The organism is Aureimonas flava, assembly GCF_003583935.1.
GTDB classification, from domain to species: Bacteria; Pseudomonadota; Alphaproteobacteria; order Rhizobiales; family Rhizobiaceae; genus Aureimonas; species Aureimonas flava.
This window is the reverse complement of the sequence record NZ_QYRN01000004.1, coordinates 399,292-424,277: the sequence shown is the minus strand read 5'-3', so window position 1 is coordinate 424,277 and position 24,986 is coordinate 399,292. Positions and strand designations below refer to the sequence as shown.

At 68.1% G+C, this 24,986-nt stretch carries 17 protein-coding genes, 2 tRNA genes and 3 pseudogenes; 7 read left to right on the top strand and 15 right to left on the bottom strand.

Features of this window, described 5'->3' with window-relative positions:
• Window positions 1–124 precede the first annotated feature (124 nt).
• The 3 genes and pseudogenes from D3218_RS09800 to D3218_RS09790 all read right to left on the bottom strand — a co-directional run.
• Window positions 125–982, bottom strand: coding sequence for a DUF6538 domain-containing protein (locus tag D3218_RS09800; protein ID WP_136625079.1), 858 nt, complete (start codon window positions 980–982; stop codon window positions 125–127).
• Window positions 983–1,083: 101 nt separating this feature from the next.
• A tRNA-Ser gene (locus tag D3218_RS09795) sits at window positions 1,084–1,173 on the bottom strand.
• A gap of 315 nt (window positions 1,174–1,488) precedes the next feature.
• Window positions 1,489–1,785 (bottom strand): annotated as a pseudogene (locus D3218_RS09790) (integrase core domain-containing protein); the annotation flags it as partial.
• Window positions 1,786–1,928: 143 nt separating this feature from the next.
• On the opposite strand from D3218_RS09790, the pseudogene D3218_RS09785 reads away from it, so the two are divergent.
• A pseudogene (locus tag D3218_RS09785) lies at window positions 1,929–3,192 on the top strand (IS110 family RNA-guided transposase); the annotation flags it as partial.
• Between the two features lie 236 nt (window positions 3,193–3,428).
• On the opposite strand, the pseudogene D3218_RS09780 reads toward D3218_RS09785, so the two are convergent.
• From D3218_RS09780 to pcsA, 3 genes and pseudogenes are all read right to left on the bottom strand, one after another.
• A pseudogene (locus D3218_RS09780) lies at window positions 3,429–4,094 on the bottom strand (leucine zipper domain-containing protein); the annotation flags it as partial.
• 208 nt (window positions 4,095–4,302) lie between these two features.
• Window positions 4,303–5,280 (bottom strand): quinone oxidoreductase family protein, encoded by a 978-nt coding sequence (locus D3218_RS09775; protein ID WP_119539869.1) that lies wholly within the window; start codon window positions 5,278–5,280, stop codon window positions 4,303–4,305.
• A complete protein-coding gene (gene pcsA, locus D3218_RS09770; protein WP_210209661.1) occupies window positions 5,277–6,035 on the bottom strand; it encodes a phosphatidylcholine synthase in 759 nt (252 codons plus the stop codon). The genes D3218_RS09775 and pcsA overlap by 4 nt, the downstream gene beginning before the upstream one ends.
• Window positions 6,036–6,157: 122 nt before the next feature.
• On the opposite strand from pcsA, the gene D3218_RS09765 reads away from it, so the two are divergent.
• The gene (locus D3218_RS09765; RefSeq protein ID WP_119539868.1) at window positions 6,158–7,381 is read left to right on the top strand and encodes a UbiH/UbiF family hydroxylase; all 1,224 of its coding nucleotides are present in this window, start codon (window positions 6,158–6,160) and stop codon (window positions 7,379–7,381) included.
• 9 nt (window positions 7,382–7,390) lie between these two features.
• Complete coding sequence (gene hspQ, locus D3218_RS09760) at window positions 7,391–7,729, top strand: heat shock protein HspQ (RefSeq protein WP_119539867.1); 339 nt, start codon at window positions 7,391–7,393, stop codon at window positions 7,727–7,729.
• A gap of 66 nt (window positions 7,730–7,795) precedes the next feature.
• On the opposite strand, the gene D3218_RS09755 is transcribed toward hspQ, so the two are convergent.
• Window positions 7,796–8,425, bottom strand: a complete 630-nt coding sequence (locus D3218_RS09755) for an invasion associated locus B family protein (protein WP_119539866.1) — start codon at window positions 8,423–8,425, stop codon at window positions 7,796–7,798.
• A 187-nt stretch (window positions 8,426–8,612) separates the two neighbouring features.
• Here D3218_RS09755 and D3218_RS09750 point away from each other — a divergent pair, with 187 nt between their 5' ends.
• On the top strand, window positions 8,613–10,475 hold the full coding sequence (locus tag D3218_RS09750; RefSeq protein ID WP_245414987.1) for an extracellular solute-binding protein: 1,863 nt from the start codon (window positions 8,613–8,615) through the stop codon (window positions 10,473–10,475).
• A 10-nt stretch (window positions 10,476–10,485) separates the two neighbouring features.
• Here the strand turns inward: D3218_RS09750 and mfd are convergent, their stop codons facing one another.
• A complete protein-coding gene (gene mfd / locus D3218_RS09745) occupies window positions 10,486–13,998 on the bottom strand; it encodes a transcription-repair coupling factor (protein ID WP_168990471.1) in 3,513 nt (1,170 codons plus the stop codon).
• On the bottom strand, window positions 13,995–14,291 hold the full coding sequence (locus D3218_RS09740) for an FAD assembly factor SdhE (protein WP_119539865.1): 297 nt from the start codon (window positions 14,289–14,291) through the stop codon (window positions 13,995–13,997). Before D3218_RS09740 ends, mfd begins: the two co-directional genes overlap by 4 nt.
• 132 nt (window positions 14,292–14,423) lie before the next feature.
• On the opposite strand from D3218_RS09740, the gene recG reads away from it, so the two are divergent.
• Entirely contained in the window at window positions 14,424–16,532 is a 2,109-nt protein-coding gene (gene recG / locus D3218_RS09735) for an ATP-dependent DNA helicase RecG (protein ID WP_119539864.1), read from the top strand.
• 5 nt (window positions 16,533–16,537) lie between these two features.
• Here recG and glmS read toward each other — a convergent pair whose 3' ends face one another.
• The 3 genes from glmS to D3218_RS09720 form a co-directional block, all read right to left on the bottom strand.
• On the bottom strand, window positions 16,538–18,364 hold the full coding sequence (gene glmS, locus D3218_RS09730) for a glutamine--fructose-6-phosphate transaminase (isomerizing) (RefSeq protein ID WP_119539863.1): 1,827 nt from the start codon (window positions 18,362–18,364) through the stop codon (window positions 16,538–16,540).
• 92 nt (window positions 18,365–18,456) lie between these two features.
• A complete protein-coding gene (glmU, locus tag D3218_RS09725; protein ID WP_119539862.1) occupies window positions 18,457–19,809 on the bottom strand; it encodes a bifunctional UDP-N-acetylglucosamine diphosphorylase/glucosamine-1-phosphate N-acetyltransferase GlmU in 1,353 nt (450 codons plus the stop codon).
• A gap of 43 nt (window positions 19,810–19,852) precedes the next feature.
• Complete coding sequence (locus D3218_RS09720; RefSeq protein ID WP_245414986.1) at window positions 19,853–20,593, bottom strand: cytochrome c biogenesis CcdA family protein; 741 nt, start codon at window positions 20,591–20,593, stop codon at window positions 19,853–19,855.
• Between the two features lie 151 nt (window positions 20,594–20,744).
• Here D3218_RS09720 and D3218_RS09715 point away from each other — a divergent pair.
• Both D3218_RS09715 and mazG read left to right on the top strand, forming a co-directional pair.
• A tRNA-Lys gene (locus D3218_RS09715) sits at window positions 20,745–20,820 on the top strand.
• Window positions 20,821–20,839: 19 nt separating this feature from the next.
• The gene (gene mazG, locus D3218_RS09710; protein ID WP_119539860.1) at window positions 20,840–21,718 is read left to right on the top strand and encodes a nucleoside triphosphate pyrophosphohydrolase; all 879 of its coding nucleotides are present in this window, start codon (window positions 20,840–20,842) and stop codon (window positions 21,716–21,718) included.
• Between the two features lie 39 nt (window positions 21,719–21,757).
• Here mazG and hflX read toward each other — a convergent pair whose 3' ends face one another.
• From hflX to trkA, 3 genes are all read right to left on the bottom strand, one after another.
• The gene (gene hflX / locus D3218_RS09705) at window positions 21,758–23,128 is read right to left on the bottom strand and encodes a GTPase HflX (protein WP_483458053.1); all 1,371 of its coding nucleotides are present in this window, start codon (window positions 23,126–23,128) and stop codon (window positions 21,758–21,760) included.
• A 39-nt stretch (window positions 23,129–23,167) separates the two neighbouring features.
• Window positions 23,168–23,416: an RNA chaperone Hfq gene (gene hfq, locus D3218_RS09700; protein ID WP_061936137.1), complete on the bottom strand. Its 249-nt coding sequence runs from the start codon at window positions 23,414–23,416 to the stop codon at window positions 23,168–23,170.
• Window positions 23,417–23,599: 183 nt separating this feature from the next.
• Window positions 23,600–24,976 carry a Trk system potassium transporter TrkA gene (gene trkA, locus D3218_RS09695; RefSeq protein WP_119539905.1) on the bottom strand — a complete coding sequence of 459 codons (1,377 nt, stop codon included), beginning with the start codon at window positions 24,974–24,976 and terminating at the stop codon, window positions 23,600–23,602.
• Between the last annotated feature and the right edge of the window lie 10 nt (window positions 24,977–24,986).

Sequence of the window (24,986 nt, the reverse complement as noted above, 5' to 3'; positions counted from 1 at the left end):
TGCTCGAGCCCATCGGAAACATCCCGCCAGCCGAAGCCGAGGCCGCATACTACGCCCAGCTTGAGGCATTTCCGATCGCCGCGTAGGACTCAAACCAATCAGCCTCCGGCAAACCCGGGGCGGTTCACCCCCGGCTCAAGGTCGGCGCTTCGATGCGGGCACCCAGCTCGACTGCCGTGGCCAGAGGCACGCCGGGGAACTTCTTGCGAGCGTTCGAGGGGAGCCGTAGGAGAACGTCACGGATGCGCTCGCAGTCCGCTCGGGTCACATCCCTCGCCCGCCTGTCCTTTCCCACCAGCTCAACCAGCGCATCGAACGTGATGCGGTAGCTCATGACGGTCTTCGGGGCGCGGTTGCGCGATGGGTCAGCCATGTAGTCGTAGATCAGGTCGCCAACGGTCGGCCCCAGCTCTTCAGGCTTCGGAGCCGGTGGAGTGTCCACCACCTCGCCTTCTTGCCGCTCCGAGGAAGCGTTGAGGAACCGAACGAACTCCTTCAGCATCCGATTGAGCACAGTCCGGTGAGCAGCCGAAGCCGGTTCAAGCTGATGCCCGTTCGAGCCCAACCAGTCGTCGAACTCCCCCTGCCAGAACCGCGTGTTGCCGCGCGCCAGATCGTCCTTTGCCTCGATCTTCACGATGTCCAAGCTCTCGCCTTTCGAGCGGAACTCGCGGTCGGTCAGCCCTTCCTCGCGATGCTCTTCATCCTCGGACATAAGGTCGTGGAAGTAGGCCGCCGCAATCCGGTTCACCTCTTCGGGCGTCAGGGTGGCCCTTGCCGGCGATGCAGCGCGGGTCCGCAGCTCGCCCATCTCCGCATCGAAGCGAACATTTTCGACGGCGAGCAATCGCTTGGCCTCTCGGAAGTCGGCCGTGCCCAGCGACTTCCACCGTTCGCGTGCGGTGAAATGGTCCCGCAGATCGGTCGGGTAGCGGGCGCGGAAGTAGAATGTCGCCCCCCGCTTCATGAGCCTGTCTGGCATGTCGTCCCCAGCCCCGGCGTAGCAGTCCGGTGTAGCAGTTGAGCCGATTTTTGCCTTACGGGTCATGCACTTACAGGTTTATCAACGACTTAAGTAGTTGGTGGCGGATGGGGTGAGATTCGAACTCACGGTACGGTTCCCCGCACGGCGGTTTTCAAGACCGCTGCCTTAAACCACTCGGCCACCCATCCGTGGGTCGCGGCCACCTGCGGATCGCAGGATCGACGACCGTTGGAGGCCTCGGCTTTAACGCTTGGCGAGGCGGAGCGTCAACCGGCCGCGCGGGGTGCAATCACTGCCTCTTTCCTCGTATGAGGGGCGCGGTGGCAGTGGCCGCCGTCCGGTTCGGAGCCAGGTGTGGTCCCTGGCCGCGCAGCGTGGAGCAGACGATTGACCGACGAACGCGACGGGCGCCGCGAGGCCATATGGCTGGTGATCGGGGTGATCGCCATCGTGGGCATCGTGGGCAATGTGGCGATCGCCCTCTGGCTGCTCGGAAACGGCGGCTAGCTGTGGAGCCTCAACAGGTTGTTCCGGTCGATGCCGAGACGGCTGATGGGCACGGCGTGTTGGATTCCGCCGTGCGGTCGGTGCCAGTTGTAGTCATGGATCCAGGCTGGCAAGGCTTCGGCACGATGGCGTGACGAGGGGTAAGCTCTGGCGTAGGCCCATTCTCGCAGGGCGGTCTGTATGAAGCGCTCGGCCTTGCCGTTTGTTCGGGGCGTGTAGGGCCGGGTCCGCACGTGTCGCAGGCCGAGATCGCGGCAGGCGAGGTGGAAGGCCTTGGAGATGTAGCAGGAGCCGTAGCACATTGGGAAGCGGATGCTGGGGCCGCCTGAGGATGCGCGGAGCCCGATAGGGCGCAGGGCATTCTCAGGCGGCCATGGCCGGCCAACAGGTCTCTAAAGTGAGGTTGTCGAGACAACACTTTGGAGCGTGACCGACCATGGCCAAACGCCTTTTTACTCCGACCGGCAGCGTGCTGGTAGCGATCGACATGTCGAAGCATCGGCAGGAGATCCTGATCGAGCGACCGGAGGGCGGCCGCCGACGCCGCATGACCGTGATGGCAGCCAAGCCCGACTACGACCGGCTGGTGGACGATCTCACCGCCATCGGACGTCCGATCGTCGTCGGCTTCGAGGCGACGGGCAACTACCACCGCACGCTGGCCCATCGGCTCCTGACCGCAGGGTTCGAGCTGCGCTTGATCTCCTCGGTCGCCTTGGCCAGAACGCGCGAAGCGCTCCACAACGGCTGGGACAAAAATGATCCGAAGGATGCGCAGGTCATCCTGCATATGCTGCGGATCGGTGCGACACAGGTCTATGTCGACCCGCTGGCGGCCGGCATCAACGACCTTCAGGAACTGTCGAAGACCCACGAGACGATCTCGAAGGCCAAGACGCAGACCTGGCACCGCATCCTGACCCACTATCTGCCGCTCTACTTTCCTGAGATCGCTCGCTTCGCCGGCAACAGCCGATCGGACTGGTTCCTGGCTTTGATCGAGCGCTTTCCCACACCCGGCAGCATCACCGTTCTGGGGCGTGAGGCCTTCGCGGCAGAGGCTTGGCCTCTGGTCGGCCGGAAGGTCTCCAAGGCAGCCCTCATCAACGACATCTACGAGACGGCATGCTCGTCGATCGCCTTGCCCGTCCCCGCGGATGCCGCCGCGATCGCCATGTTCCGCATGATCATCGCGCAGGCTCGAAGCCTCATCCAGCAGCGCAACCGGATCGAGGAGACCGCCCAAGCGACGTTGGCGCAGAACCGGGACTATCAGCTCTTGATCAAGATCCCGGGGATCGGCCCCATCAACGCCCTGACGATCCTGGCGGAAGCCGGCGACCTGCGCCGCTTTCGCCATCACCGCCAGTTCCTGAAGTTCTGCGGTCTGGATCTCGCCACGTGCCAGTCAGGCACCTTTCGAGGGCGGACCAAGCTGTCGAAGTACGGCAACGCCCGTCTGCGTCGAACCCTCTGGATGGCCGCACAGGTGGCGGCGCGCCAATGCGACAACAGCTTCCGTGACAAGCTCGGCCAATACGTCGCAGGACATGCGGGCGATGCCGACAGGCGCCGGAAGGCCATGACCGCGCTCACCGCCAAGATGGCGCGGGTCGTTCATGCCGTCATCAAGACGGAGACAGAATACCGGCCGTTCCTCGAGCGGTCGGATGCCAGGTGGAAGGACCCCTCTCTGCAAGTGCCGTGAGGGCGCAGAATGCGACCCTGTAGATAATGTTCGGGCCTTCCACCTGGGTGCGTATCCCGTCTTAAGGATGGTGAGGACCACGGTTGCCTCGGCGCCGATGGATCCTGTGTTTGTTATGGCAGGGAGCGATCCCGTTGACGGTGGGAGCCATCTGGCTCAAGTTCAATGCCGACGCTGGCAGCTGCCGGCGATGGAGATCTGTTGGCTCAAGCTTCCCAAAGCGTCCCGACATAGGACGTTGTCGGTCATGACGCGCCGAACCGTGATGCCGAGGCGTTGGTAGTGGGCGATGGCAGCCTTGAGGACAGCAACGGCGCTGACGGCCGTCTCGTCCGGCATGATGCGGGAGAAAGCCAGGCGCGAGGCGTCGTCGATGGCGACATGGACGAACTCCCAGCCGACGCCGCGGGCGTTGGACTGGCCTGTGCGATCGCCAGTGATGCGATGGCCGACGCGATCGAAGCGGCCGAGCTTCTTGATGTCGAGGTGGATCATGTCGCCGGGACGCTCGTGCTCGTAGCGGCGCACCGGCTCGGCGGGCTCCAGGTCGCGCATGCGGCTGAGCCGAAGGCGGCGCAGGATGCGGCTGACGGTGGCCGGGGAAAGCGACAGCTCCAGTGCGATGCGTTTGCCCGTCCAGCGCTGGCGGCGCAGCACTTCGACCTGGACAATGGTCTCGCCCGGCGTCGCACGGAAGAGGCGATGGGGCCGGGACGAGCGATCGAGAAGACCTGCCGTCCCCTCGGCCTCGAAGCGGGCCACCCATTTGCGTGCCGGGCGCTCGCACACCCCCGCCGCTTCCGCCGCGACATGGGTGAGCGTCCCGCCCAGGATCGATCGAACCAAGCGCTCTCGACCGCGTGGCGTTAGACGGGCATTCTTGTGGATGTTCATCCGGTCCCTCCAAGGGCTCTGAAGCGTCGCAACCTCAGCTTCCTCGGTTCGGACCGGATGGACAACCTAATGAAACCTCACACCTAGCGCGCCGCCGTCCGGCATCGTTCGCGAGTATCGGACGGTCGAAACCGCGCCATCCGTCCTCCCGCAAGGCTCGACGCGGCTCCGGCTGGGGCGCGGCGTCTAGCGCGTCCGGTCGCTTTTCTCAGCCGACCGTCAGGATCGAGATGCCGGTGGTGCGCCGCCCCTCCAGGTCCTCGTGCGCGCGCGCGGCGTCCTGCACCGGGTAGCGCTGATCGATGCGGACCTTCACGGCGCCGCTCCGCACCACCTCGAAGAGCGCGGCCGCGCTCTCATCCAGTTCCTCTCGCGTCGCGGTGTAACCGAAGAGGCTCGGACGGGTCGTGTAGAGCGAACCCTTCTGGTTCAGAAGCGCGAGGTCGAAGTTCTGGATCGTGCCGGAGGACTGGCCGAAACTGACGAAGAGCCCCCGCCGCTTGAGGCAGTCGAGGCTGGCCGGAAACGTGTCCCGGCCGACGGAATCGTAGACCACGTCGCAGCGCGCGCCGTCCGTGATGGCCGCCACGCGCTCCACGAAATCCTCCGTGCGGTAGTTCACGACGTGATCGTAGCCGTGCTCCAGCGCCAGACGAACCTTTTCGTCCGACCCCGCCGTGCCGATCACCGTGGCACCGAGGTGCTTGGCCCACTGGCCGGCGATCAGCCCGACGCCGCCGGCCGCGGCGTGGATCAGGACCGTATGGCCGGGACCGACCGGAAAGGTGCGACGCAGGAGATATTCCGCCGTCATGCCCTTCAGCATGATGCCGGCGGCGACCTCGTCGGCGATGCCCTCGGGGATGCGGACCGCGGACGCGGCGGACACGTTGATCTCCTCGGCATAGGTGCCGTTGGCGGCGCTGTAGGCGACGCGGTCGCCGGGCGCGAAGTCCGAAACCTCGCCGCCGACCGCCACGACGACGCCCGCCCCTTCCTTGCCCGGAACGAAGGGGAAGGACGGTGCCTTGTAGGTGCCGTTCCGGAAGTAGACGTCGATGAAGTTGAGGCCGGCGGCCGTCTGGCGCACGCGCAGCTCGCGCGGGCCGGGCTCGCCCGGATCGTGCGGGCGCCACTGCATCGCCTCGGGTCCGCCGATGGCGTCCACGACCATCGCATGGATCATTCGTCGATCTCCTGTTCAGGTGCGCGGCCCCGGATCCGGTCGAGAAGCTGGAGGATCGCCCCGATGGAGAAGAGGTAGAGCGCGGACAGCAGGATGCCGGCTCGCAACCACAGCGGCGAATCGAAGGCGTAGACCATGGCCAGGATGCCGAGCAGGCACCAGACGGCGAGCATGGCGAGGTTCAGGGCCCGCAGGCGAACCACGCGCACGGGGTGCAGGAACTTGATGGGCAGGAACGTCGTCGCCGAGCACAGGAGCACGAACACGAACGCCGTCCACTCGTTGGGCGTCGCGGCGAACAGGGTGAAGACGACCATGTTCCAGGTCACCGGGAAGCCGCGGAAGAAGTTGTCCTTCGTCTTCATCCGCGTGTCCGCGTAGTACACCGCGCTGGTGATGACGATCAGCGCGGCGGCGACGAACGAGAGCGGTCGCCCGATCATGCCGGACTGGTAGAGGGCGAAGGCCGGGATCAGCACGTAGGTCGAGTAGTCGATGATGGCGTCGAGCATGTCGCCCGACCAGTTGGGCAGCCGCCGCTTCACGTCGACGCGACGGGCGAGCGGGCCATCGATGCCGTCCACGAAAAGGGCCAGCCCGAGCCAGGCGAACATGTCGACCCAATGACGTTCGGCGGCGGCGATGATCGCCATGAAGGCCCAGAAGGCGCCGCTGGCCGTCAGCAGATGCACGGTAAACGGGCGCCACTGCCTCAAATCTATATTCACCGCGCGCTTCGCTTCTCCGATAGACATTCCCGTGAAGTAACGCAGCCCCTTCGGCATTGCCATCCGCGCGGGAGAACGTATCTCCAGAATGTGTTGAAAGACGCCGCGCAGCCGGACATCTGGAGGCCGAAACCGCAGGAGTGCGACGTTTGAACCCATCGCGTCATGAAATCGGTATCGTGGGCGGCGGCCTGGCCGGAGCGAGCGCCGCGCTCGCCTTCGCGCGCGCGGGCTTCGACACGGTCCATGTGGCGGCACCCGCATCGGCCGACGGCCGGTCGACCGCCCTGATCGGCCCTTCCGTGCGCTTTCTAGAACGGCTGGACGTCCTGGCGGCGCTCGACGGCCGCGCGCAGCCGATGTTCGCCATGCGCATCGTCGACGATACCGGCCGGCTTCTGCGAGCCGCCACGGTGGAGTTTCGCGCGGCCGAGATCGACCTTCCCTATTTCGGCCTGAACGTCCTGAACCGCGACCTTCTGGACGTCGTTCGCGCGGAAGGCGATCGCCTGCCCGGCCGCCTCCGGCGCATCGAGGAGACGGTCGCCGCGGTCGAGCTGGACGCGGACCACGCGACGCTCGTCACCGATGCGGGACGCACCGTAGCCTGCCGTCTCCTGATCGGCTCGGACGGCCGGCGGTCGGTGGTGCGCGAGGCCATGGGCGCCCCTGCCCGTTCCTGGAGCTATCCGCAGGTGGCGCTGGTCCTCAATTTCGAGCATCAGCGCGAGCACGAGGGCGTTTCCACGGAGTTCCACACCGCGAGCGGGCCCTTCACGCAGGTTCCGCTACCGGGCCGCCGGTCGTCGCTCGTGTGGGTCGAGACGCCGGAAGAGGCCGCGCGTCTGAAGGATCTGCCCCTCGATCGTCTGTCGGACGAAGTGGAGCGGCGGATGCATTCGATCCTCGGATCGGTGTCGGTGGAAGCCCCGGTTCAGAGCTTCCCCCTGTCGGGGGCCAGCGTCATGCGGCTTGCCGGGCAGCGTTGCGCCCTGGTGGGCGAGGCCGCGCACGTGTTCCCGCCCATCGGCGCGCAGGGCCTCAACCTCGGCCTGCGCGACGCGGAGGCGTTGCTGGCCTGCGCCGAGGCGCATCGCGACGATCCGGGCGGCGCCGCCATGCTGGCCGACTTCGAGGCGCGGCGCCGCGCGGACGTGGCGACGCGCACGGCGGCGGTGGACCTTCTCAACCGGTCCCTGCTCACCGGCTTCCTACCGGTCCAGGCGCTGCGCGCGGTCGGCCTCGGCGCGTTGGCGGCGCTCCCGGTGCTGCGGCATGCGCTGATGCGCGAGGGCGTGGAGCCGGGATCGGCGGTCGCGGGAATGATGGCGCGCGCGCGGGCACTCTTGCCGGGGCAGCGGGCTTCTGGCTAAGGGGCGGACATGAATTCCCGTCAGTCCAAGACCGCCCGTTTCGCCATCGGCCAGATCGTCCGCCACCGGCTCTTCCCGTTCCGTGGCGTGATCTTCGACGTCGATCCCGAGTTCGACAACACGGACGAGTGGTACGAATCCATTCCCGAGGACATCCGTCCCCGGAAGGACCAGCCGTTCTACCACCTCTTCGCCGAGAACGCGGAGACGGAGTACGTCGCCTACGTGTCGGAGCAGAACCTCCTGGCGGACGAGGATGGCGGCCCGGTCCGCCATCCGCAGATCGCCGAGATCTTCGACGGGCCGGTGGACGGAACCTACGTCCTGAAGGAAGCCAATCTGAACTGACCGCCCGCCCCGTACAAAAACGGCGGCCCGAAGGCCGCCGTTTCCATGATCGATGATCCGCGGCGATTACTGCGCGGCGGTTTCCTTGGCCTTAGTCTGGGCCTCCTCGAAGCGCTGTCGGCGAGCCTCGGCCTGGTTCTGGAGCGCCTCGTTTAGCTGCTGCTGGCGCTGCGCGAGCTCGGGCTCGGCGCGAGCCGGGCCGTCGTAGGCACCAGTGAAGCCGGACAGCGTGATCGTGATCGGGTTGGGCTGGCGCTGGAAGTTCACCGAGGTGACCTTCAGGTTGTTGCCCTTCTTCATCGAGTTGATCACCGCGTCGGACAGCTCGACCTCGGCGATGCAGCGATCCGGGAAGCAGACCGAATAGTTCAGCGTCTGCGGCTTGTTCTCGTCGATCTGGAGCTGGACGCCGGCGGGGATGACGCGGCCGGTCGGCACCACAGCCTGGAGCACCTTCTGCTTCACCTTGCCGGAGACGTTGATTAGATTCACGGCGGTGATGAGCTGACGTGTGTCGGCGATCATCGTGTACTGCGTGTTGCAGATCTCGTTGTCGCCCTGCTTCGAGCAGACCTTGAACCACTCGGCGGGGACCTGCTGGGCCTGGGCCAAGGCGCCAGTGGCCGGAGCGGCGGCCAGAAGGGCGAGGCCGGCGATCGTGGCGGCGCGCTGGCGGGCGGAAAAGCGGGTTCTCACGGGTTGTGCATCCTTCTTTGGCGGAATGGCTCTGTCCGGTCGGCGCCTTCCATAACGACCTGTGCGGTCGTCTGCAAATACGGCCGTTTGAAGACCTGCGCGAAGCTTGCGCGGGGACGGTGGGTGGTAGGCAAGACTCTGCCGTTTCGATAGTTTCCCGCCGGAAATGGATGGAGTGCCCACGACCATGACGCCTGGCCGATTGGCTTCGCCCCCCCGCCGCCGGCTGCTCGCCGCCGGGCTGTGCCTCCTCGCCGCGACGCTGGCCGCGCCTGCGACTCGCGCGGAGCCCCGCCATGCCATCGCCATGCAGGGCGAGCCGAAGCTCGCCGCCGACTTCGATCACTTTCCCTACGCCGACCCGTCCGCCCCCAAGGGCGGACGCATGGTCTACGGCGTGTTCGGCGATTTCGACAATCTCAATCCCGTCAGCGTGCGCGGCGCCCTCACCACCGCGCGCGGCATCTTCGGCGACACGGAGTTCGGCAACCTCGTCTACGAGCCCCTGATGCAGCGTTCGGCGGACGAGGCCTTCACCCTCTATCCGCTGATCGCGAAGACCGTGGAGACCGACGACGAACGCAGCTTCGTCGAGTTCCAGCTCGACCCGGCGGCGCGCTTTTCCGACGGCCGTCCGATCCGCCCCGAGGACGTGATCGCCACCACGGAGCTCCTGAAGGTCCAGGGCAGCGTTCGCCCGCAATATTCCAACTGGCTGTCCAAGGTGGCGCGCATCGAGCGGGCCGAGCCCAACGGCGTCCGCTTCACGTTCAACGACAAGGCCGACCGAGAGCTTCCGCTCCTCCTGGCCGGGCTCCCCGTCCTGCCGGCGGATGCGTTCGACGCGACCACGATCGCCCAGACGACCATCCGGACGCCGGTCGGGTCCGGGCCCTATCTGGTGGACCGGGTGGAGCCGGGCCAGCGCATCGTCTACCGCCGCAACCCGGACTACTGGGCGAAGGACCTGCCGACCAAGCGCGGCATCGACAACCACGACGAGATCGTGGTCGAGTACTACCGCGACCAGAACGCGCAGTTCGAGGCCTTCAAGAAGGGGCTGTCGTCCGTCTATCTCTACCAGCAGCCGAACCCGCGCCACTGGCGCACGGCCTACGATTTCCCCGCGGTGGCGGAGGGCAAGGTTGTCAAGGACGTGTTCCCGAACGGGCGGCCGGCCAACCTCAACGCATTCTTCTTCAACGCCCGGCGCCCGGTCTTCGCCGACCCGCAAGTGCGGCGCGCGCTCGGCATGGTGTTCGACTTCGAATGGGCGAACGCCAACCTGTTCTACGACGCCTATACCCGCATGAGCGGCTACTTCGACAACAGCGAACTGTCGAGCATCGGCCGGCCGGCCGACGCGATCGAGCGCGAACTCCTGGCGCCCTACGCGGCGCGCATCGCGCCCCCGATCATGGACGGCAGCTTCCGCCAGCCGGTCGCCGACGGGACCGGCGCTGATCGGGCAATCCTGCGCGTGGCCTTCGACCTCCTGCAGGCGCGCGGCTATCACCTCGACGGCACGCGTATGGTCGCGCCGGACGGAACGCCGCTCGGCTTCGAGATCCTGGTCCAGTCCGGAGACCAGCAGCGCATCTCGCTCGCCTGGGCCCGAACGCTGTCGCGGATCGGCGTCGCGGTGACGGTGCGCCAAGTGGACGACGCGCAGTACCAGAAGCGCAAGCAGAGCTTCGACTACGACGTCCTGATCTCCGCCTTCTCGGGCACGTTGTCGCCGGGCGCCGAACAGGTCAACCGTTGGGGTTCCGCGGCGCGGGACCGGCCGGGTTCGTTCAACTATGCCGGCGTCGCCGACCCGGCGGTCGACGCGCTGATCGCACGGATGGTGGCCACGCGCTCGCGCGAGGAGTTCGTATCGGCCGTGCGCGCTTACGACCGGCTCCTCATCTCCGGCTTCTACGTGGTGCCGCTCTACTACGTGCCCGAACAATGGATGGCGCGCTGGTCGGACGTGCGCCACCCGGAGGTGACGCCGCTGACCGGCTTCTACCTGCCGGCGTTCTGGATCGCGGACGCGAAGAGCTGAGGGCGGCGGCTCACGCCGCCTTCTTCAGCGTCTCGTCGGCGAAGCGCGCGAGTTGCGTGGCGACGGAAGCTGCGCCGTTCAGCCGCTGCTCGGGCTTCGGCCAGTCCCGCATCAGAACGATGGACTGGTCGGCCCGGATCTTGGCCGACACGCTCTGTTCCGAGATGTAGCGCACCAGCGCCGCCGGGTTGGCGAAGGTCTTGTCGCGGAAATGGATCACGATGCCCTTCGGGCCCGCGTCCAGCTTCTCGATGTTGGCGCGGCGGCACAGCGCCTTGATGAAGACGACCTTGAGCAGATGCTCGACCTCCACCGGCATCGGACCGAAGCGGTCGATCAGCTCAGCGCCGAACGCGTCGATCTCCCGGGCCTCGGTCAGCTCCGCCAGGCGGCGATAGAGCGTCATGCGGAGCTGGAGATCCGGGACGTAGCCTTCCGGGATCATCACGGCGGTGCCGAGCGTGATCTGCGGCGACCACTGACCGTCGGACTCGACCTCGACGCCCTTCATCTCGGCCACCGCCTCCTCGAGCATCTGCTGGTAGAGTTCGAAGCCGACCTCCTTGATGTGTCCGCTCTGCTCGTCGCCCAGAAGGTTGCCCGCGCCGCGTTGGTCGAGGTCGTGGCTGGCGAGCTGGAAACCCGCGCCCAGCGTGTCCAGCGACTGGAGCACCTTGAGCCGCCGGTCGGCGCCCGCCGTCGGGGTCTTGTTGGCCGGGATCGTCATCAGCGCATAGGCGCGCTGCTTGGAGCGGCCGACGCGTCCGCGAAGCTGGTAGAGCTGCGCAAGGCCGAACATGTCCGCCCGATGAACGATCATCGTGTTGGCGGAGGGGATGTCGAGGCCAGACTCCACGATCGTGGTCGAGAGAAGCACGTCGTACTGGCCCTCGTAGAAGGCGTTCATGATGTCGTCGAGCTCGCCGGCCGGCATCTGGCCGTGGGCCACCGCAACCTTCAGCTCGGGCACCTGCTCGTCCATGAACTCCTTGATGCCGGCGAGGTCCGAAAGGCGCGGCGCCACGTAGAAGCTCTGCCCGCCGCGATAGCGCTCGCGCAGCAGCGTCTCGCGCACCACGAGGGGATCGAAGGGCGCGACGAAGGTGCGCACCGCCATGCGGTCCACGGGCGCCGTGGTGATCAGCGACAGCTCGCGCACGCCCGTCAGCGCCAGTTGCAGCGTGCGCGGGATCGGCGTCGCGGAGAGCGTCAGGACGTGGATGTCAGATTTCAGCTCCTTCAGCCGTTCCTTGTGCTTCACCCCGAAATGCTGCTCTTCGTCGATGATGAGAAGGCCGAGGTTCTTGAAGTCGACGGCCTTGCCGAGCAGGGCGTGCGTGCCGACCACGATGTCGACCTGCCCCTCCTTCAGCCCCTTCTTGGTCTCGTTCAGCTCCTTGGATGTCACGAGGCGCGAGGCCTGCGCGAGATTGAGCGGCAGGCCGCGGAACCGTTCGGAAAAGGTCTTGAAGTGCTGGCGCGCGAGCAGCGTCGTCGGCACCACGACCGCGACCTGCAGGCCGTTCATCGCGGCGATGAAGGCGGCGCGCAACGCGACCTCCGTCTTGCCGAAGCCGACGTCGCCGCACACGAGGCGGTCCATCGGCTTGCCGGCGGAGAGGTCGTCCGCCACCGCGTCGATGGCGTTCTGCTGGTCCTCGGTCTCCTCGTAGGGGAATCGCGCCTGGAACTCGCCCCAGAGGCCCTCGGGCGGGTTCAGCCTCGGCGCCCCGCGCATCTCGCGCTCGGCGGCGTTGCGGATCAGGCCGCCCGCCATGTCGAGGAGCCGCTTCTTGAGCTTGGCCTTGCGCGCCTGCCAGGCGCCGCCGCCCAGCTTGTCGAGGATCGCCTCCGACCCTTCGCCGCCGTAGCGCGACAGGAGCTCGATGTTTTCGACCGGCAGGAAGAGCCGGTCGTCGTTGGCGTAGCGCAGCTCCAGGCAGTCGTGCGGCGCGCCGGCCGCCTCGATCTTGCGTAGGCCGACGAAGCGCCCGATCCCGTGGTCGACGTGGACCACGATGTCGCCCTCGTCGAGACCCGTCACCTCCGAGATGAAGTCCGCGCCGCGCTTCTTCTTCCGGCCGCGCCGAACGAGCCGGTCGCCGAGAATGTCCTGTTCGCCGACCACGGCGAAGCGGTCGGTCTCGAACCCCGCCTCGATGCCGAGCACGGCGGTCGCCACGATGTTCTTGCCGACTTCGAGCGCCTTGCTGAAGCTCTCGACCGGCTTGATATTGCCGAGCCCATGCTCCTCGACCACCTGCGTCAGGCGCTCGCGCGAGCCTTCCGACCACGCGGCGAGGATGACCTGCTTTCCGCCCGCACGCAGATCGGAGATGTGATCGACGGCGACCTTGAAGACGTTGACGTCGTCCGCTTGCCGCTCCGCCGCGAAGTTGCGGCCGCGATGAACGTCGAGGTTCACGACCTCGGTCTGGAAGCCGGCATCGGTGATCGCGTAGGCGGAAAGGCGAACGGGGTCGGCGCTCGCGATGCGCCCGTTCAGCTCGTCCTCGGTGAGGTAGAGCTCCTGCGGCCCGAGCGGGTTGTAGGGCACCGAGTTCGCGCTGCCTTCCGCGACGCCGCGATGCCGGGCGTCGTAGTAGTCGAGCACCAGCTTGCGCCGCTCGCCGATCGCTTCCACCACGAGATGATCGAGCACGAGGGGAAAGCCGTCCACGTAGTCGAACAGCGTCTCGACGGTCTCGTAGAACAGCGGCAGCCAGTGTTCCATGCCGCTGAAGCGGCGACCGTCGCTGATCGACGTGTAGAGCGCGTCGTCGCGCGAGGGCGCGCCGAACCGCTTCACATAGTTCGTGCGGAAGCGCGAAATCGTCTCTTCGGTGAGCGTCACCTCGGACACCGGCGCCAACTCGAAGGTCTTGCGCTGCCCCGTGGTGCGCTGGCTGCCGGGATCGAAGCTGCGGATGGATTCCAGCGTGTCGCCGAAGAAGTCGAGGCGCAGCGGCTCGTCGTCGCCGGGCGCGAACAGGTCGAGGATGCCGCCGCGCACGGCGAACTCGCCCCGCTCGCGCACCGTCGTCACCCGTTCGAAGCCGCCGCGCTGGAGAACGCGCACGATGTGGTCCATCGAGATGCGCCCGCTCGCCCGGGCCGAGATCGTCTCGTCCTGCAGCACCTTGAGTGGCGGCATCTTCTGCAGCAGCGCGTTGGCGCTGGTCAGGATGATCGCGCGGTGAGGGTCGCGCCGAAGAGCGCCGATGGCGGACATGGCGGACAGTCGACGCGCGGCCGCCTCGGACGACGGGCCGACGCGGTCGTAGGGCAGGCAGTCCCAGGCCGGCAGCGTCAGCACCGGGATATCGGGCGCGACGAAGCGCAGCGCGTCCTCCAGCTCGCCCATCCGGTTGCCGTCGCGCATGGCGAAGACGATCGGCTTCGTCCCGCCGCGATGGCGCGCGATCTCGGCCAGCAGGAACGGCTCGTAGCCGTCCAGGACGTTGCCGACGCGCAGGCCGCCGCCCTTCTTGAGCTGCTTCTGGAGCACGGCCGCGCCGCTCACGCCCCGGCCTCGTCGTTCAGCTCGTAGTGGGCGCGGATGCGGCGGAAGACGGTCGTGTCGTAGTTGGCCGGCGTCGCGGCCGACCCCGTCAGCCAGGAGAACAGGTCGCGATCGGGCGCTTCCATCAGGTGCTCGAAGAGCGTCAGCTCCTCGTCGTCCAGCCGGCCGATCTCGGCATCGGCGAAGCGGCCGAGCACGAGGTCCATCTCGCGCGTGCCCCGATGCCAGGACCGGAACAGGGCTTTCCGCCGGCGGGGGTCGAGGTCGGAGGAGGATCGCGTCGTGCCCGTCATCGCATCTGCCCGGTGTGTCAATGCAGCCGAAGGCCGGACGCCCGTCGCGCCCCGCCTGTTCGCCCCGATATAGGCGCCTCGCCGGGCGGTGTCAGCCTATGCGGCGGCGAGAACAGACGATAAACACCGCCCATGCGCCCCGCCGAACTCGATCCGCTCTTCGCCTCGGTCTCCACCGTCCCCGGTGTGGGGCCGAAGCTGTCCGCGCTTCTGGACGGGCTCGTGTCGCCGCCCGGCGCGCAGGACGGGGCCAAGGTCCGCGATCTTCTGTTCCATCTGCCAAGCGGGGTCATCGACCGGCGACGCCGCGAGCCGATCCGCGACGCGCCCGAGGGCGCGCTGGTGACGCTGGAGGTGCGGATCGACCGCTACCAGTTCCCCTCGCGCGAGGCGCGCAACCAGCCCGCCCGCGTGATCGCGTTCGACGCCACGGGCGAGATCGCCCTCACCTACTTCCGCGCCCAGCCGCAATGGCTGGAGAAGCTGCTGCCCATCGGCGAGACGCTGCTCGTGTCCGGCAAGGTGGACTGGTTCAACGGGCGCGCCTCGATGGTGCATCCCGACTTCGTGGGCCGGGCGGAGGACGCGGCGTCGCTGCCGCTGGTGGAGCCGGTCTATCCGCTGACCGCCGGCCTGTCCGGCAAGGTGCTTCGCCGCAGCGTCGACAGCGCGCTCGAGCGGCTCCCAGCGCTGGACGAATGGATCGAGCCGGGTGTCGCGGCCCGCGAGGGGTTTCCGGGCTTTGCCGACGCGCTGCTGCAGCTTCACCGTCCCGCGGATCCTCTCGACCCCGCGCCCGGAAAGCCGGCCTTTCGCCGGCTCGCCTACGACGAACTCCTCGCCAGCCAGATGGCGCTGGCGCTGGCGCGCGAAAGGGCACGTCGGCAGCCCGGCCGCTGCCTCGGCGGCGACGGCGCGCTGCGCCTAAAGGCGGAAGCCGCCCTGCCCTTCGCCCTGACGGACGGACAGCGCGCGGTGCTCGCCGAGATCCATGCCGACATGGCGAAGCCCGTCCGCATGCTCCGCCTCCTTCAAGGCGACGTCGGCGCCGGCAAGACCGTGGTGGCCCTGCTGGCGATGGCGGCGGCCAGGGAATCGGGCGCCCAGTCCGCTCTGCTGGCGCCCACCGAAATCCTCGCGCGCCAGCACTTCGCCGGCCTCGCGCGCTTCTGCGAGGCGGCCGGCCTGTCGATCGTGCTGCTGACCGGCCGGGACAACGGACGGGTCCGCACGGCCAAGCTCGACGCCATCGCCAACGGCGAGGCGGACATCGTCGTCGGCACCCATGCGCTCTTCCAGGACGACGTCGCCTATCGCGACCTCGGCCTCGTGGTGGTGGACGAGCAGCACCGCTTCGGCGTGCACCAGCGGCTCAGCCTCGCCCGCAAGGGGCGCGCGCCCGACCTCCTGGTGATGACGGCGACGCCCATCCCGCGTACGCTGGTGCTCGCCGCCTTCGGCGACATGGACGTCTCGCGGCTCCACGGGAAACCCGCCGGCCGCAAGCCCATCGCCACCGTCGCCGTTCCCTTCGAGCGCATGGACGAGATCGTCTCGCGCGCCCGGCGGGCGATCGAGGAGGGCGACAAGCTCTACTGGGTCTGCCCTCTGGTCGAGGAGAGCGACAAGAGCGAGCTGACGGCGGCGGAGGAGCGCGCCGAGGTGCTGCGCCAGTTCTTCGGCGACCGCGTCGGCCTCGTCCATGGCCGGATGAACGCCGAGGAGAAGGACCGCGTGATGGCCGACTTCAAGTCGGGCGCGACGCGCATCGTGGTGGCCACCACGGTGATCGAGGTCGGCGTGGACGTGCCCGACGCGTCGATCATCGTGATCGAGCACGCGGAGCGCTTCGGCCTGTCGCAGCTCCACCAGCTTCGCGGCCGCGTCGGCCGCGGCGACAAGGCCTCGTCCTGCGTGCTCCTGTACAAGGCGCCCCTCGGAGAGACCGCCAAGGCGCGCCTGGCCGTGATGCGCGAGAGCAACGACGGTTTCCGCATCGCGGAGGAGGATCTGCGCCTTCGCGGCGAAGGCGACCTCCTGGGCACTCGCCAATCCGGCATGCAGGCTTTCCGCATCGCGCGGCTGGAAGAGCACGCCGACCTTCTCGAGATCGCGCGCGACGACGCCCGCCTGCTGCTCGCCACAGACAAGGCGCTCGCCAGCCCGCGGGGCCAAGCGATCCGCAACCTCCTCTACCTCTTCGGCAAGGACGACGCGATCCGCCTCCTGCGCGCGGGCTGACGGCCCTACTCGACCGTGACCGACTTCGCCAGGTTGCGCGGCTGGTCGACATCCGTGCCCATCTGCACGGCCGTGTGGTAGGCGAGGAGCTGGAGCGGCACGCTGTAGACGATCGGCGTCAGGATCTCCGGCATCTCGGGCAGCAGGATCGTGTGGGCGTTCACGCCCCGCCCGGCCTCCGCGCCCCGCTCGTCGGTGAAGAGGATGATCCGCCCGCCGCGCGCCGCCACTTCCTGCATGTTCGAGACGGTCTTCTCGAACACCCGGTCGTACGGCGCCACGACCACCACCGGCATCGTCTCGTCGATAAGGGCGATCGGCCCGTGCTTCAGCTCGCCCGCCGCATAACCTTCCGCGTGGATGTAGCTGATTTCCTTCAGCTTCAGCGCGCCCTCCATCGCCAGCGGGAAGGAGAACCCGCGACCCAGGAACAGCGCGTGGCGGTAGGTCGCCATCTCGCGCGCCAAGCTCTCGATCTGGTCTTCCACGTGGAGCGCGGCGTTGACCATGCGCGGCGCCTCTGCCAGCGCCTGCGTCAGTTCCTGCTCCTGCTCCGCCGACAGCACGCCACGCTGGACGCCGGCGCGAACCGACAAGGCCGCGAGCGCGGTGAGCTGGCAGGTGAAGGCTTTCGTGGAGGCGACGCCGATCTCCGGTCCGGCCAGCGTCGGAAGGGCCGCGTCCGCCTCGCGCGCGATGGTCGAGCCCTGGACGTTGACGATCGCGGCGGTCTTGAGGCCCTCCGCCTTCGCGTAGCGCAGCGAGGCCAGCGTGTCGGCCGTTTCGCCGGACTGCGAGACGAACAGCGACAGATCGACATCGCCGAGCGGGCTCTCGCGGTAGCGGAACTCGGACGCCACGTCGAGATCGCAGGCGATACGCCCGTAGCGCTCGAAATAGTAGCGACCCACCATGCCGGCGTAGAAGCCCGTCCCGCAGGCCGAGATGGCCATGCGGCGCACGTCGGAGAAGTCGAGCTGGGCGCCGGCGGGAATGCGCGTCCGGCCGGTGGTCATGTCCACGAAGGCGCCGAGCGTGTGGCCGATCACCTCGGGCTGCTCGTAGATCTCCTTCTGCATGAAGTGGCGGTGATTGCCCTTGTCGACATAGTGCTGCTTGCCGACCGAGCGGCGGCGCGGCCGCTCCACCGGACGGTTGTCGGCATCGAACACCTGCGCGCCCTCGCGGCCGATCACCGCCCAGTCGCCGTCCTCGAGATAGCTCACCTCGTCCGTGAAGGGCGACAGCGCGATGGCGTCGGAACCGAGGAACATCTCGTCCTCGCCGTAGCCGATCGCCAGCGGCGGGCCGGAGCGCGCCGCCATCACGGTGGACGGGTCGTCCTCGAACATCACCGCCAGCGCATAGGCGCCCGTGATGGCCTTCAAGAGCTTCTCCATCGCCTCGCGCCGGCCGGCACCCTCGCGGCGGTAGCGAGCCAGGAGCTGGGCGACGACCTCCGTGTCAGTCTGGCTCGCGAACACCGCGCCACCGGCCTGGAGCTCGCGCTTCAGCTCGGCGAAGTTCTCGATGATGCCGTTGTGCACGACCGCCACCCCGTCCGCGAAATGCGGATGGGCGTTGGTCTCGTTGGGAACCCCGTGCGTCGCCCAGCGCGTGTGGCCGATGCCGATCCGGCCCGCCAGCGGATTCTCCGCGAGGCACGCCTCCAGGTTGCGCAGCTTGCCCTCTGCGCGACGCCGGTCCAGCACGCCGCCGTCCAGCGTCGCGATGCCGGCGGAATCGTAGCCGCGATATTCCAGCCGCTTCAGCGCCTCCACGAGACGCAATGCCACCGGCTCCTGGCTGACGATCCCGATGATGCCGCACATGGTTCGGTTCCTCGATTCGATCCCGTCCCGAGCGTTACCACGGCCCGGCCAAGGGACGGCTTAACGCGCGGGTCAAACTTGATGTCAGACGGTTAGGCGCGGCCGGACTTGCGGGCCGCGTTGCGGGCGTTGATCTCGGCGCCACGACCGGGCTTCGTGACCTGGCGCGCACGTCCGATGGCGAGCGCCTCGTCGGGCACGTCCTCCGTCACCACGCTGCCGGACCCGACATAGGCACCGTCGCCGATCACGATCGGTGCCACCAGCGAGGAGTTGGAGCCGACGAAGGCGTCCGCACCGATCGCGGTACGAAACTTGTTGTGGCCGTCGTAATTGCAGGTGATCGTGCCGGCGCCGATATTGCTGCGGGGCCCGACGGACGCGTCGCCGAGGTACGTCAGGTGATTGACCTTCGCGCCGGCGGCCAGCTTGGTGTTCTTGGTCTCCACGAAATTGCCGACCCGCGCCTTGGCTTCGATCTCCGTGCCGGGCCTCAGCCGGGCGAAGGGACCGATCGAGACGTCGGTGCCGATCGTCGCCCCTTCGACATGCGAGAACGCATGGACCACCGTGCCCGTGCCGATGCTGACGCCCGGGCCGAACACGACGTTCGGCTCGACCACGACGTCGGCCTCGATCCGGGTGTCGGCGGAGAAGAACACGGTCTGCGGCGCCACCAGCGTCACGCCGGCCGCCATCATCTCGGCGCGGCGCCGCTCCTGCCAGAGTTGCTCGACGCGGGCGAGATCCGCCCGCGTGTTGACGCCGAGCGTCTCCACCTCGTCGGCCAGCACCACGCGAACGCCCAAGCCTTCGGAGCGCGCGATCTCGACCACGTCGGTCAGGTAGAACTCGCCCTTGGCGTTCTCGTTGCCGACAAGATCCAGCAGCGCCAGCGCATGCCGTCCGTCGAGAGCCATCACGCCGCTGTTGCACAAGCGCACACGGCGCTCGTCCGGCGTCGCGTCCTTGTCCTCGCGGATCGCCGCGAGCTGCGCGCCGTCCATGAGCAGCCGGCCGTAACCGGCCGGGTCGGCGGCCTCGAAGCCGACCACGCAAACCGCGGCGCCGTCCGCGAGCTGGATGCGCGCCCGGCGCAGCGTTTCGGCCGACAGGAGCGGCGTGTCGCCGAACAGCACCAGCACGTCGTCGTAGCCCTCGGCGATGGCGTCGCGCGCCGCCAGCACCGCGTGCGCCGTGCCGAGGCGCTCGGTCTGCTCGAAGCACCTGGCGGTCTCTGCCGCGCCGCGCCCGAGGGCGGACACGGCGTCGGCGTCGCGCCCGACCACGAGCGCCACGGCGTCGGCGCCCGCCTCCGCCGAACTCGCCAGCACGTGGGCGACGAGCGGGCGCCCGGCCACCGCGTGCAGGACCTTGGTCCGACGCGACTTCATGCGCGTGCCTTCGCCCGCGGCCAGCACGACGGAAAGACAGGTTCTGCTCATGGTTCGATTCTCCGGCCTGCCGTCGCGGCGGGCGTCGAGGGCGCTAGCCGATTTGTTGGAAGGCGGGGAAGGTTTCGAGCAGCCAGAACGCCATGGCCTGCATGCCGCCGGTGAGGAACAGGACGCCCGTCACCACCAGCAACCCGCCCATCACCTTCTCGACCAGCCCGAGATAGGACCGGAAGCCCTGCAGCGCGCGCAGGAACGCGCCGGAGAACAGGGCCGCCAGGAGGAACGGGATGCCGAGGCCCAGCGAATAGACGGCCAGGAGCCCCGCGCCGCTGCCCACGGTCTGCGTGCTGCCGGCAATGCCGAGGATCGCGCCGAGCACGGGCCCGATGCAGGGCGTCCAACCGAAGGCGAAGGCGAGGCCCATGGCATAGGCACCGAGGAGACTGCCGCGTTCCGCCGGCGCCTGGAACCGAGCCTCGCGCGTCAGGAACGCGACACGGAACACGCCGAGGAAATGCAGACCCATGGCGACGATGGCCAGACCCGCGACGACGCTCAGCCAGTCGAGGTTGGTACGCAGAAGGTAGCCGATCGAACTGGCGCCCGCTCCCAGCGCGACGAACACGGTGGAGAAGCCGAGCACGAACAGGAGAGCCGCCGCGACGATCCGTCCCTGCCCCCGGCCGGCCGCGCCCGCGGGCCGCCGGAGGTCGTCCACCGACACCCCGGCCATGTAGCAGAGGTAGGGCGGGACGAGCGGCAGGACGCAGGGCGACAGGAACGACAGGGCGCCGGCCACCAGCGCGGCCGAGTAGGTCGGATCGGGTAGCAAGTGGATGCGGCGCTCGGCTCGGGTTGGATCGGTCGATGCGCCTGTCCTAGCGCAGCGCGGAAATGCGGGCAAATGCGGCGCGGGCATGTTGACCGGGCGGGCCCGCCTTTCTATGGTCCGCCCGCTTCCAGCAGCATTTCTGTAGGCGTCCGAGCGCGTAGCTCAGTTGGTAGAGCAACGGACTTTTAATCTGTAGGTCCTGGGTTCGAGTCCCAGCGCGCTCACCATTCCTTTGCCGGTGACACCATGCAGCCATCCCGCGACATCGCGCGTCTCGTCGAGATCATGGCCGCGTTGCGGCAGCCGGAGACGGGTTGCCCGTGGGACGTGGAGCAGAACTTCGATTCCATCGTGCCCTACACGATCGAGGAGACCTACGAGGTCGTCGATGCGATCGAGCGGCGCGACGCGCCCGATCTGCGCGAGGAACTCGGCGACCTGCTGCTTCAGGTGGTCTACTACGCGCAGATGGCCTCCGAGATCGGTCTCTTCACGTTCGACGACGTGGTGGAGGGCATCACCGCCAAGATGATCCGCCGCCATCCCCACGTCTTCGGCGATGTCGAGCCGCGATCCGCCCGCTCCGCCAAGGGCCAGTGGGAGCGGATCAAGGCGGAGGAGAAGCGCGAGCGGCGCGAGGCGCGCGAGCGTATGCGGAGCGCGGCGGACGCGCCTGCCGAGGCGGGCGAATGGATGCCGGCGACCGACGCCGGCGGGAGCGGCCTGCTCGATGCTGTTCCGGGCGCCCTTCCCGCGCTGATGCTGTCCCGCAAGATCCAGGAGAAGGCGGCCACCGTCGGTTTCGACTGGACGGAGCCCGGCCCGATCCTCGCCAAGCTGCGCGAGGAGACCGGAGAGTTCGAGAGCGCCGCCGCGACTGACGACCGCGACGCGCAGGAGGCCGAGCTCGGCGACATCCTGTTCACGGTCGTCAATCTCGCGCGGCGGCACGAGATCGACCCGGACGCGGCGTTGCGCCGAACGGTGGCGAAGTTCCGCGCCCGCTTCGCCGCGATGGAGGCGCGGGCGGCGGCGGATGGCCGCTCGCTCGCCGACATGGACCTGGAAGATCAGGAATCGCTCTGGCAGCAGGCCAAGGGCGCCGAGAACCGCTCGGCCGAGTGACATGCGGCGGGAGGACGCTGCGCCTCCCGCCTCGGGTCGTCAGTCCTCCACTTCCTCCATCGCCGGAAGCCCCTCGATCCGCACGTCCGGGTGGCGATGCTTGAGCCGCAGGAGGTCGGATCGGGCCTGCCGCGTGAGGTCGATCGCGAGTTGCACGCTGCCGTCCTCCAGATCCTCGCGCTCGCGCACGACGCTATTGTCGTAGACCCAGGGAAGGATGCCGAGGGCTTCGGTCGGGACCACGAGGGAGACGGGCTCGGCCAAACCGGCGATCCGCCCCTCGATGTCCGCCAGGAGCGCCCCGACGTTCTCTCCGGTCAGCGCCGATACGATGTGCACCGCCTGCCCGCGCGGATGCGAGGCCGCGGAGGTCTCAATCTGGGCGCGCGCCGCCTCGTCCAGACGGTCGGCCTTGTTCCACACCTCGATCACGTGCTGCGGATCGTCGGCGTCGATCTCGAGGTCCGACAGGATCTTGCGCACGTCGGCGGCCTGCGCCGCCGTGTCCGGGTTGGCGATGTCGCGCACGTGGAGCACGATGTCCGCCTCCACCACCTCTTCCAGCGTCGCCCGGAAAGCGGCGACGAGATGGGTCGGCAGGTCGGAGATGAAGCCCACCGTGTCCGAGAAGATCACTTCCGTCCCATGCGGCAGGTTGATCCGCCGGAGGGTCGGGTCCAGCGTCGCGAACAGGAGATCCTTGGCAAGCACCTCGGCGCCCGTCACCTTGTTGAAGAGCGTCGACTTGCCGGCATTGGTATAGCCGACCAACGCCACGATCGGGTGCGGCGCCTTCTTGCGCTTCGCCCGGTGCAGCGCGCGCGTCCGGCGCACCTGCTCCAGCTCCTTCTCCAGGCGCTTGATCTTCTCCTGGAGCTGCCGGCGGTCGGCCTCGATCTGCGTCTCGCCGGGGCCGCCGAGGAAGCCCGCACCGCCGCGCTGGCGCTCCAGGTGCGTCCAGCTCCGCACGAGGCGGCCGCGCTGGTAGTTCAGGTGCGCGAGCTCGACCTGGAGCCGGCCTTCCTTGGTGCGCGCCCGCCGCCCGAAGATCTCCAGGATCAGGCCGGTACGGTCCAGCACCTTCGCGTTGAGTTCCTTCTCCAGGTTGCGCTGCTGCACCGGGGTCAGCGGATGGTCGACGATCACCAGCCCGATCTTCTCGGCCGCGATCAGGCCGGCCAGTTCCTCGACCTTACCGGACCCGATCAACGTCGCCGGCTGGATCTTGGAAACGGGCACGATGCCGCGCGCCACGACCTGAAGCTCGATGGCGAGCGCCAGGCCCTCCGCCTCGGCGAGCCGCTCCTCGTCGCCGCGCTTCACGGCCTCGGACGCGTCTTCGCCCGGCGCGCGCTGGCGCACGATGGGCACGAAGACGGCCGCGCGCGTGGGAACCCTCTCGTGCTCGATCGGGCCCCGTGGTTCGTGTTCTTCGGTGTGTTCGGTCAATCAGACCTTCCTGTCCTCGTCCCCCGCCTCGTTCATGTTCACGGGCTGGGACGGCATGATCGTGGAGATGGCGTGCTTGTAGACGAGCTGCGAATGTCCGTCGCGCCGCAGCAGCACGCAGAAGTTGTCGAACGAGGTCACGACCCCGGTGAGCTTGACGCCGTTCACGAGGAAGATCGTCAGCGAGATCTTCTGCTTGCGGACGGTATTGAGAAAGAGATCCTGGAGGTTCTGCGCACGTTCGGCCATCGGACTGTCCTGTTCTTGTTCTTGCCGTGCTCGCGCCGGAAGGGCGCGACGAGACGGAAACCGCGGCCCACCCGCACGCTCCGCCGCCGAAGGTTGTCCTTCAGCGCGGCGAACCGTTCAATACGCGTCGATCTTTCGGACGGGCCGTCCCGGAGATAGGTATCCGGGCGTTGCAGCGCCACATCAGAAGAACTCGAGGCTGACGCGAAAAAACTGCTCCACCTGACGAACGGTGTCCGAGCGCACGAACAGGACGACCCTGTCCTTGGGGCGGATGCGGGTCTGCCCCGTCGGGCGGATGAACACGCCGTTGCGCGTCACCGCTCCGATTCGCATCCCGTCCGGGATGTCCAGTTCGCGCAGCGGCTGTCCAACCAGCGGCGACGTCTCCAGCGCCTCGGCCTCGATCACCTCGGCCATGCCGTTCTGCACCGAATGCACGGCGCGGATGCGCCCGCGCCGGACGTGCTGGAGGATGCGCGAGATGGTCACCGAGCGCGGGTTGAGCACGGCGTCGATGCCCAGGTGCTTGGCGAGGTCCTGGAAGGTCGGGCTGTTGATCAATGCGAGATTCGACTTCGCGCCTAGACGCTTGGCCATCGCGGAGCTGAGCACGTTGATCTGGTCGTCGTTGGTCAGCGACACCATGAGATCGGACTCGCCGATCTCCGCCTCGCGGAGGATAGTGGGGTCGAGCGCGCTGCCCTGAAGCACGATGGTGCGCTTGAGCTTGTCCGCCGCGAGCAGCGCCCGCGCGCCGTCCGCCTCGACGAGCCGCAGGCGCGAGGCGAGGTTGCGGCTCTCCATCTCCATCGCGACCGACATGCCGACATTGCCGCCGCCCGCGATCACGATCCGCCCCGCGTCCGGCTCCTCGTGGCCGAAGATCGTCAGCGTCCGCCGCACCTGCGACTGCTCCACGATCACGTAGGCGAGGTCCCCCGCGTAGAGGACGTCCACCGCGTTGGGGATGAAGATCGCTCCGTCGCGCAGGACGCCGACCACGGTCGCGCCGAGGTCGGGAAACAGTTCCGAAAGCTGCCCGAGCGGGGTGCCGAGCACCGGGCAGTCCTCGCCGCACTCGATGGCGATCAGCGAGATCGAGCCTTCGGAGAAGCGCACCGTGTCGACCGCGCCGGGCAGCGCGATACGCCGCAAGACCATCTGCGCGACCTCGATCTCGGGCGAGATCACCACGTCGATCGGCATGTGGTCGGTCGAGAACAGGTCCTGCCAATGCGGCTGGAGGTAGGCCTGGGATCGGATGCGCGCGATCTTGGTCGGCACGTTGAACAGCGAATGGGCCACCTGGCAGGCGACCATGTTCACCTCGTCGTGCAGCGTCACGGCGATCAGCATGTCCGCCTCGGCCGCGCCCGCCTCCGCGAGGATGTCCGGGAAGGCGCCGTGTCCGACGATGCCCTTGGCGTCCAGGTTCTCGCGCACGTTGGCGATCAGCGCGGGCGACGTGTCGATGACCGATACGTCGTTGCGCTCGCCCGCCAGGCTCTCGGCAATGCCGTAGCCGACCTGGCCGGCGCCGCAGATCACGATCTTCATGGGCATCGGA

Coding starts and splice junctions, on each gene's coding strand:
- D3218_RS09800 (WP_136625079.1), bottom strand. CDS start 982: ATGCCAGACAGGCTCATGAAGCGGGGGGCGACATTCTACTTCCGCGCC.
- D3218_RS09775 (WP_119539869.1), bottom strand. CDS start 5,280: ATGATCCATGCGATGGTCGTGGACGCCATCGGCGGACCCGAGGCGATG.
- pcsA (WP_210209661.1), bottom strand. CDS start 6,035: ATGTCTATCGGAGAAGCGAAGCGCGCGGTGAATATAGATTTGAGGCAG.
- hspQ (WP_119539867.1), top strand. CDS start 7,391: ATGAATTCCCGTCAGTCCAAGACCGCCCGTTTCGCCATCGGCCAGATC.
- D3218_RS09750 (WP_245414987.1), top strand. CDS start 8,613: ATGACGCCTGGCCGATTGGCTTCGCCCCCCCGCCGCCGGCTGCTCGCC.
- D3218_RS09740 (WP_119539865.1), bottom strand. CDS start 14,291: ATGACGGGCACGACGCGATCCTCCTCCGACCTCGACCCCCGCCGGCGG.
- recG (WP_119539864.1), top strand. CDS start 14,424: ATGCGCCCCGCCGAACTCGATCCGCTCTTCGCCTCGGTCTCCACCGTC.
- glmS (WP_119539863.1), bottom strand. CDS start 18,364: ATGTGCGGCATCATCGGGATCGTCAGCCAGGAGCCGGTGGCATTGCGT.
- glmU (WP_119539862.1), bottom strand. CDS start 19,809: ATGAGCAGAACCTGTCTTTCCGTCGTGCTGGCCGCGGGCGAAGGCACG.
- mazG (WP_119539860.1), top strand. CDS start 20,840: ATGCAGCCATCCCGCGACATCGCGCGTCTCGTCGAGATCATGGCCGCG.
- hfq (WP_061936137.1), bottom strand. CDS start 23,416: ATGGCCGAACGTGCGCAGAACCTCCAGGATCTCTTTCTCAATACCGTC.
- trkA (WP_119539905.1), bottom strand. CDS start 24,976: ATGAAGATCGTGATCTGCGGCGCCGGCCAGGTCGGCTACGGCATTGCC.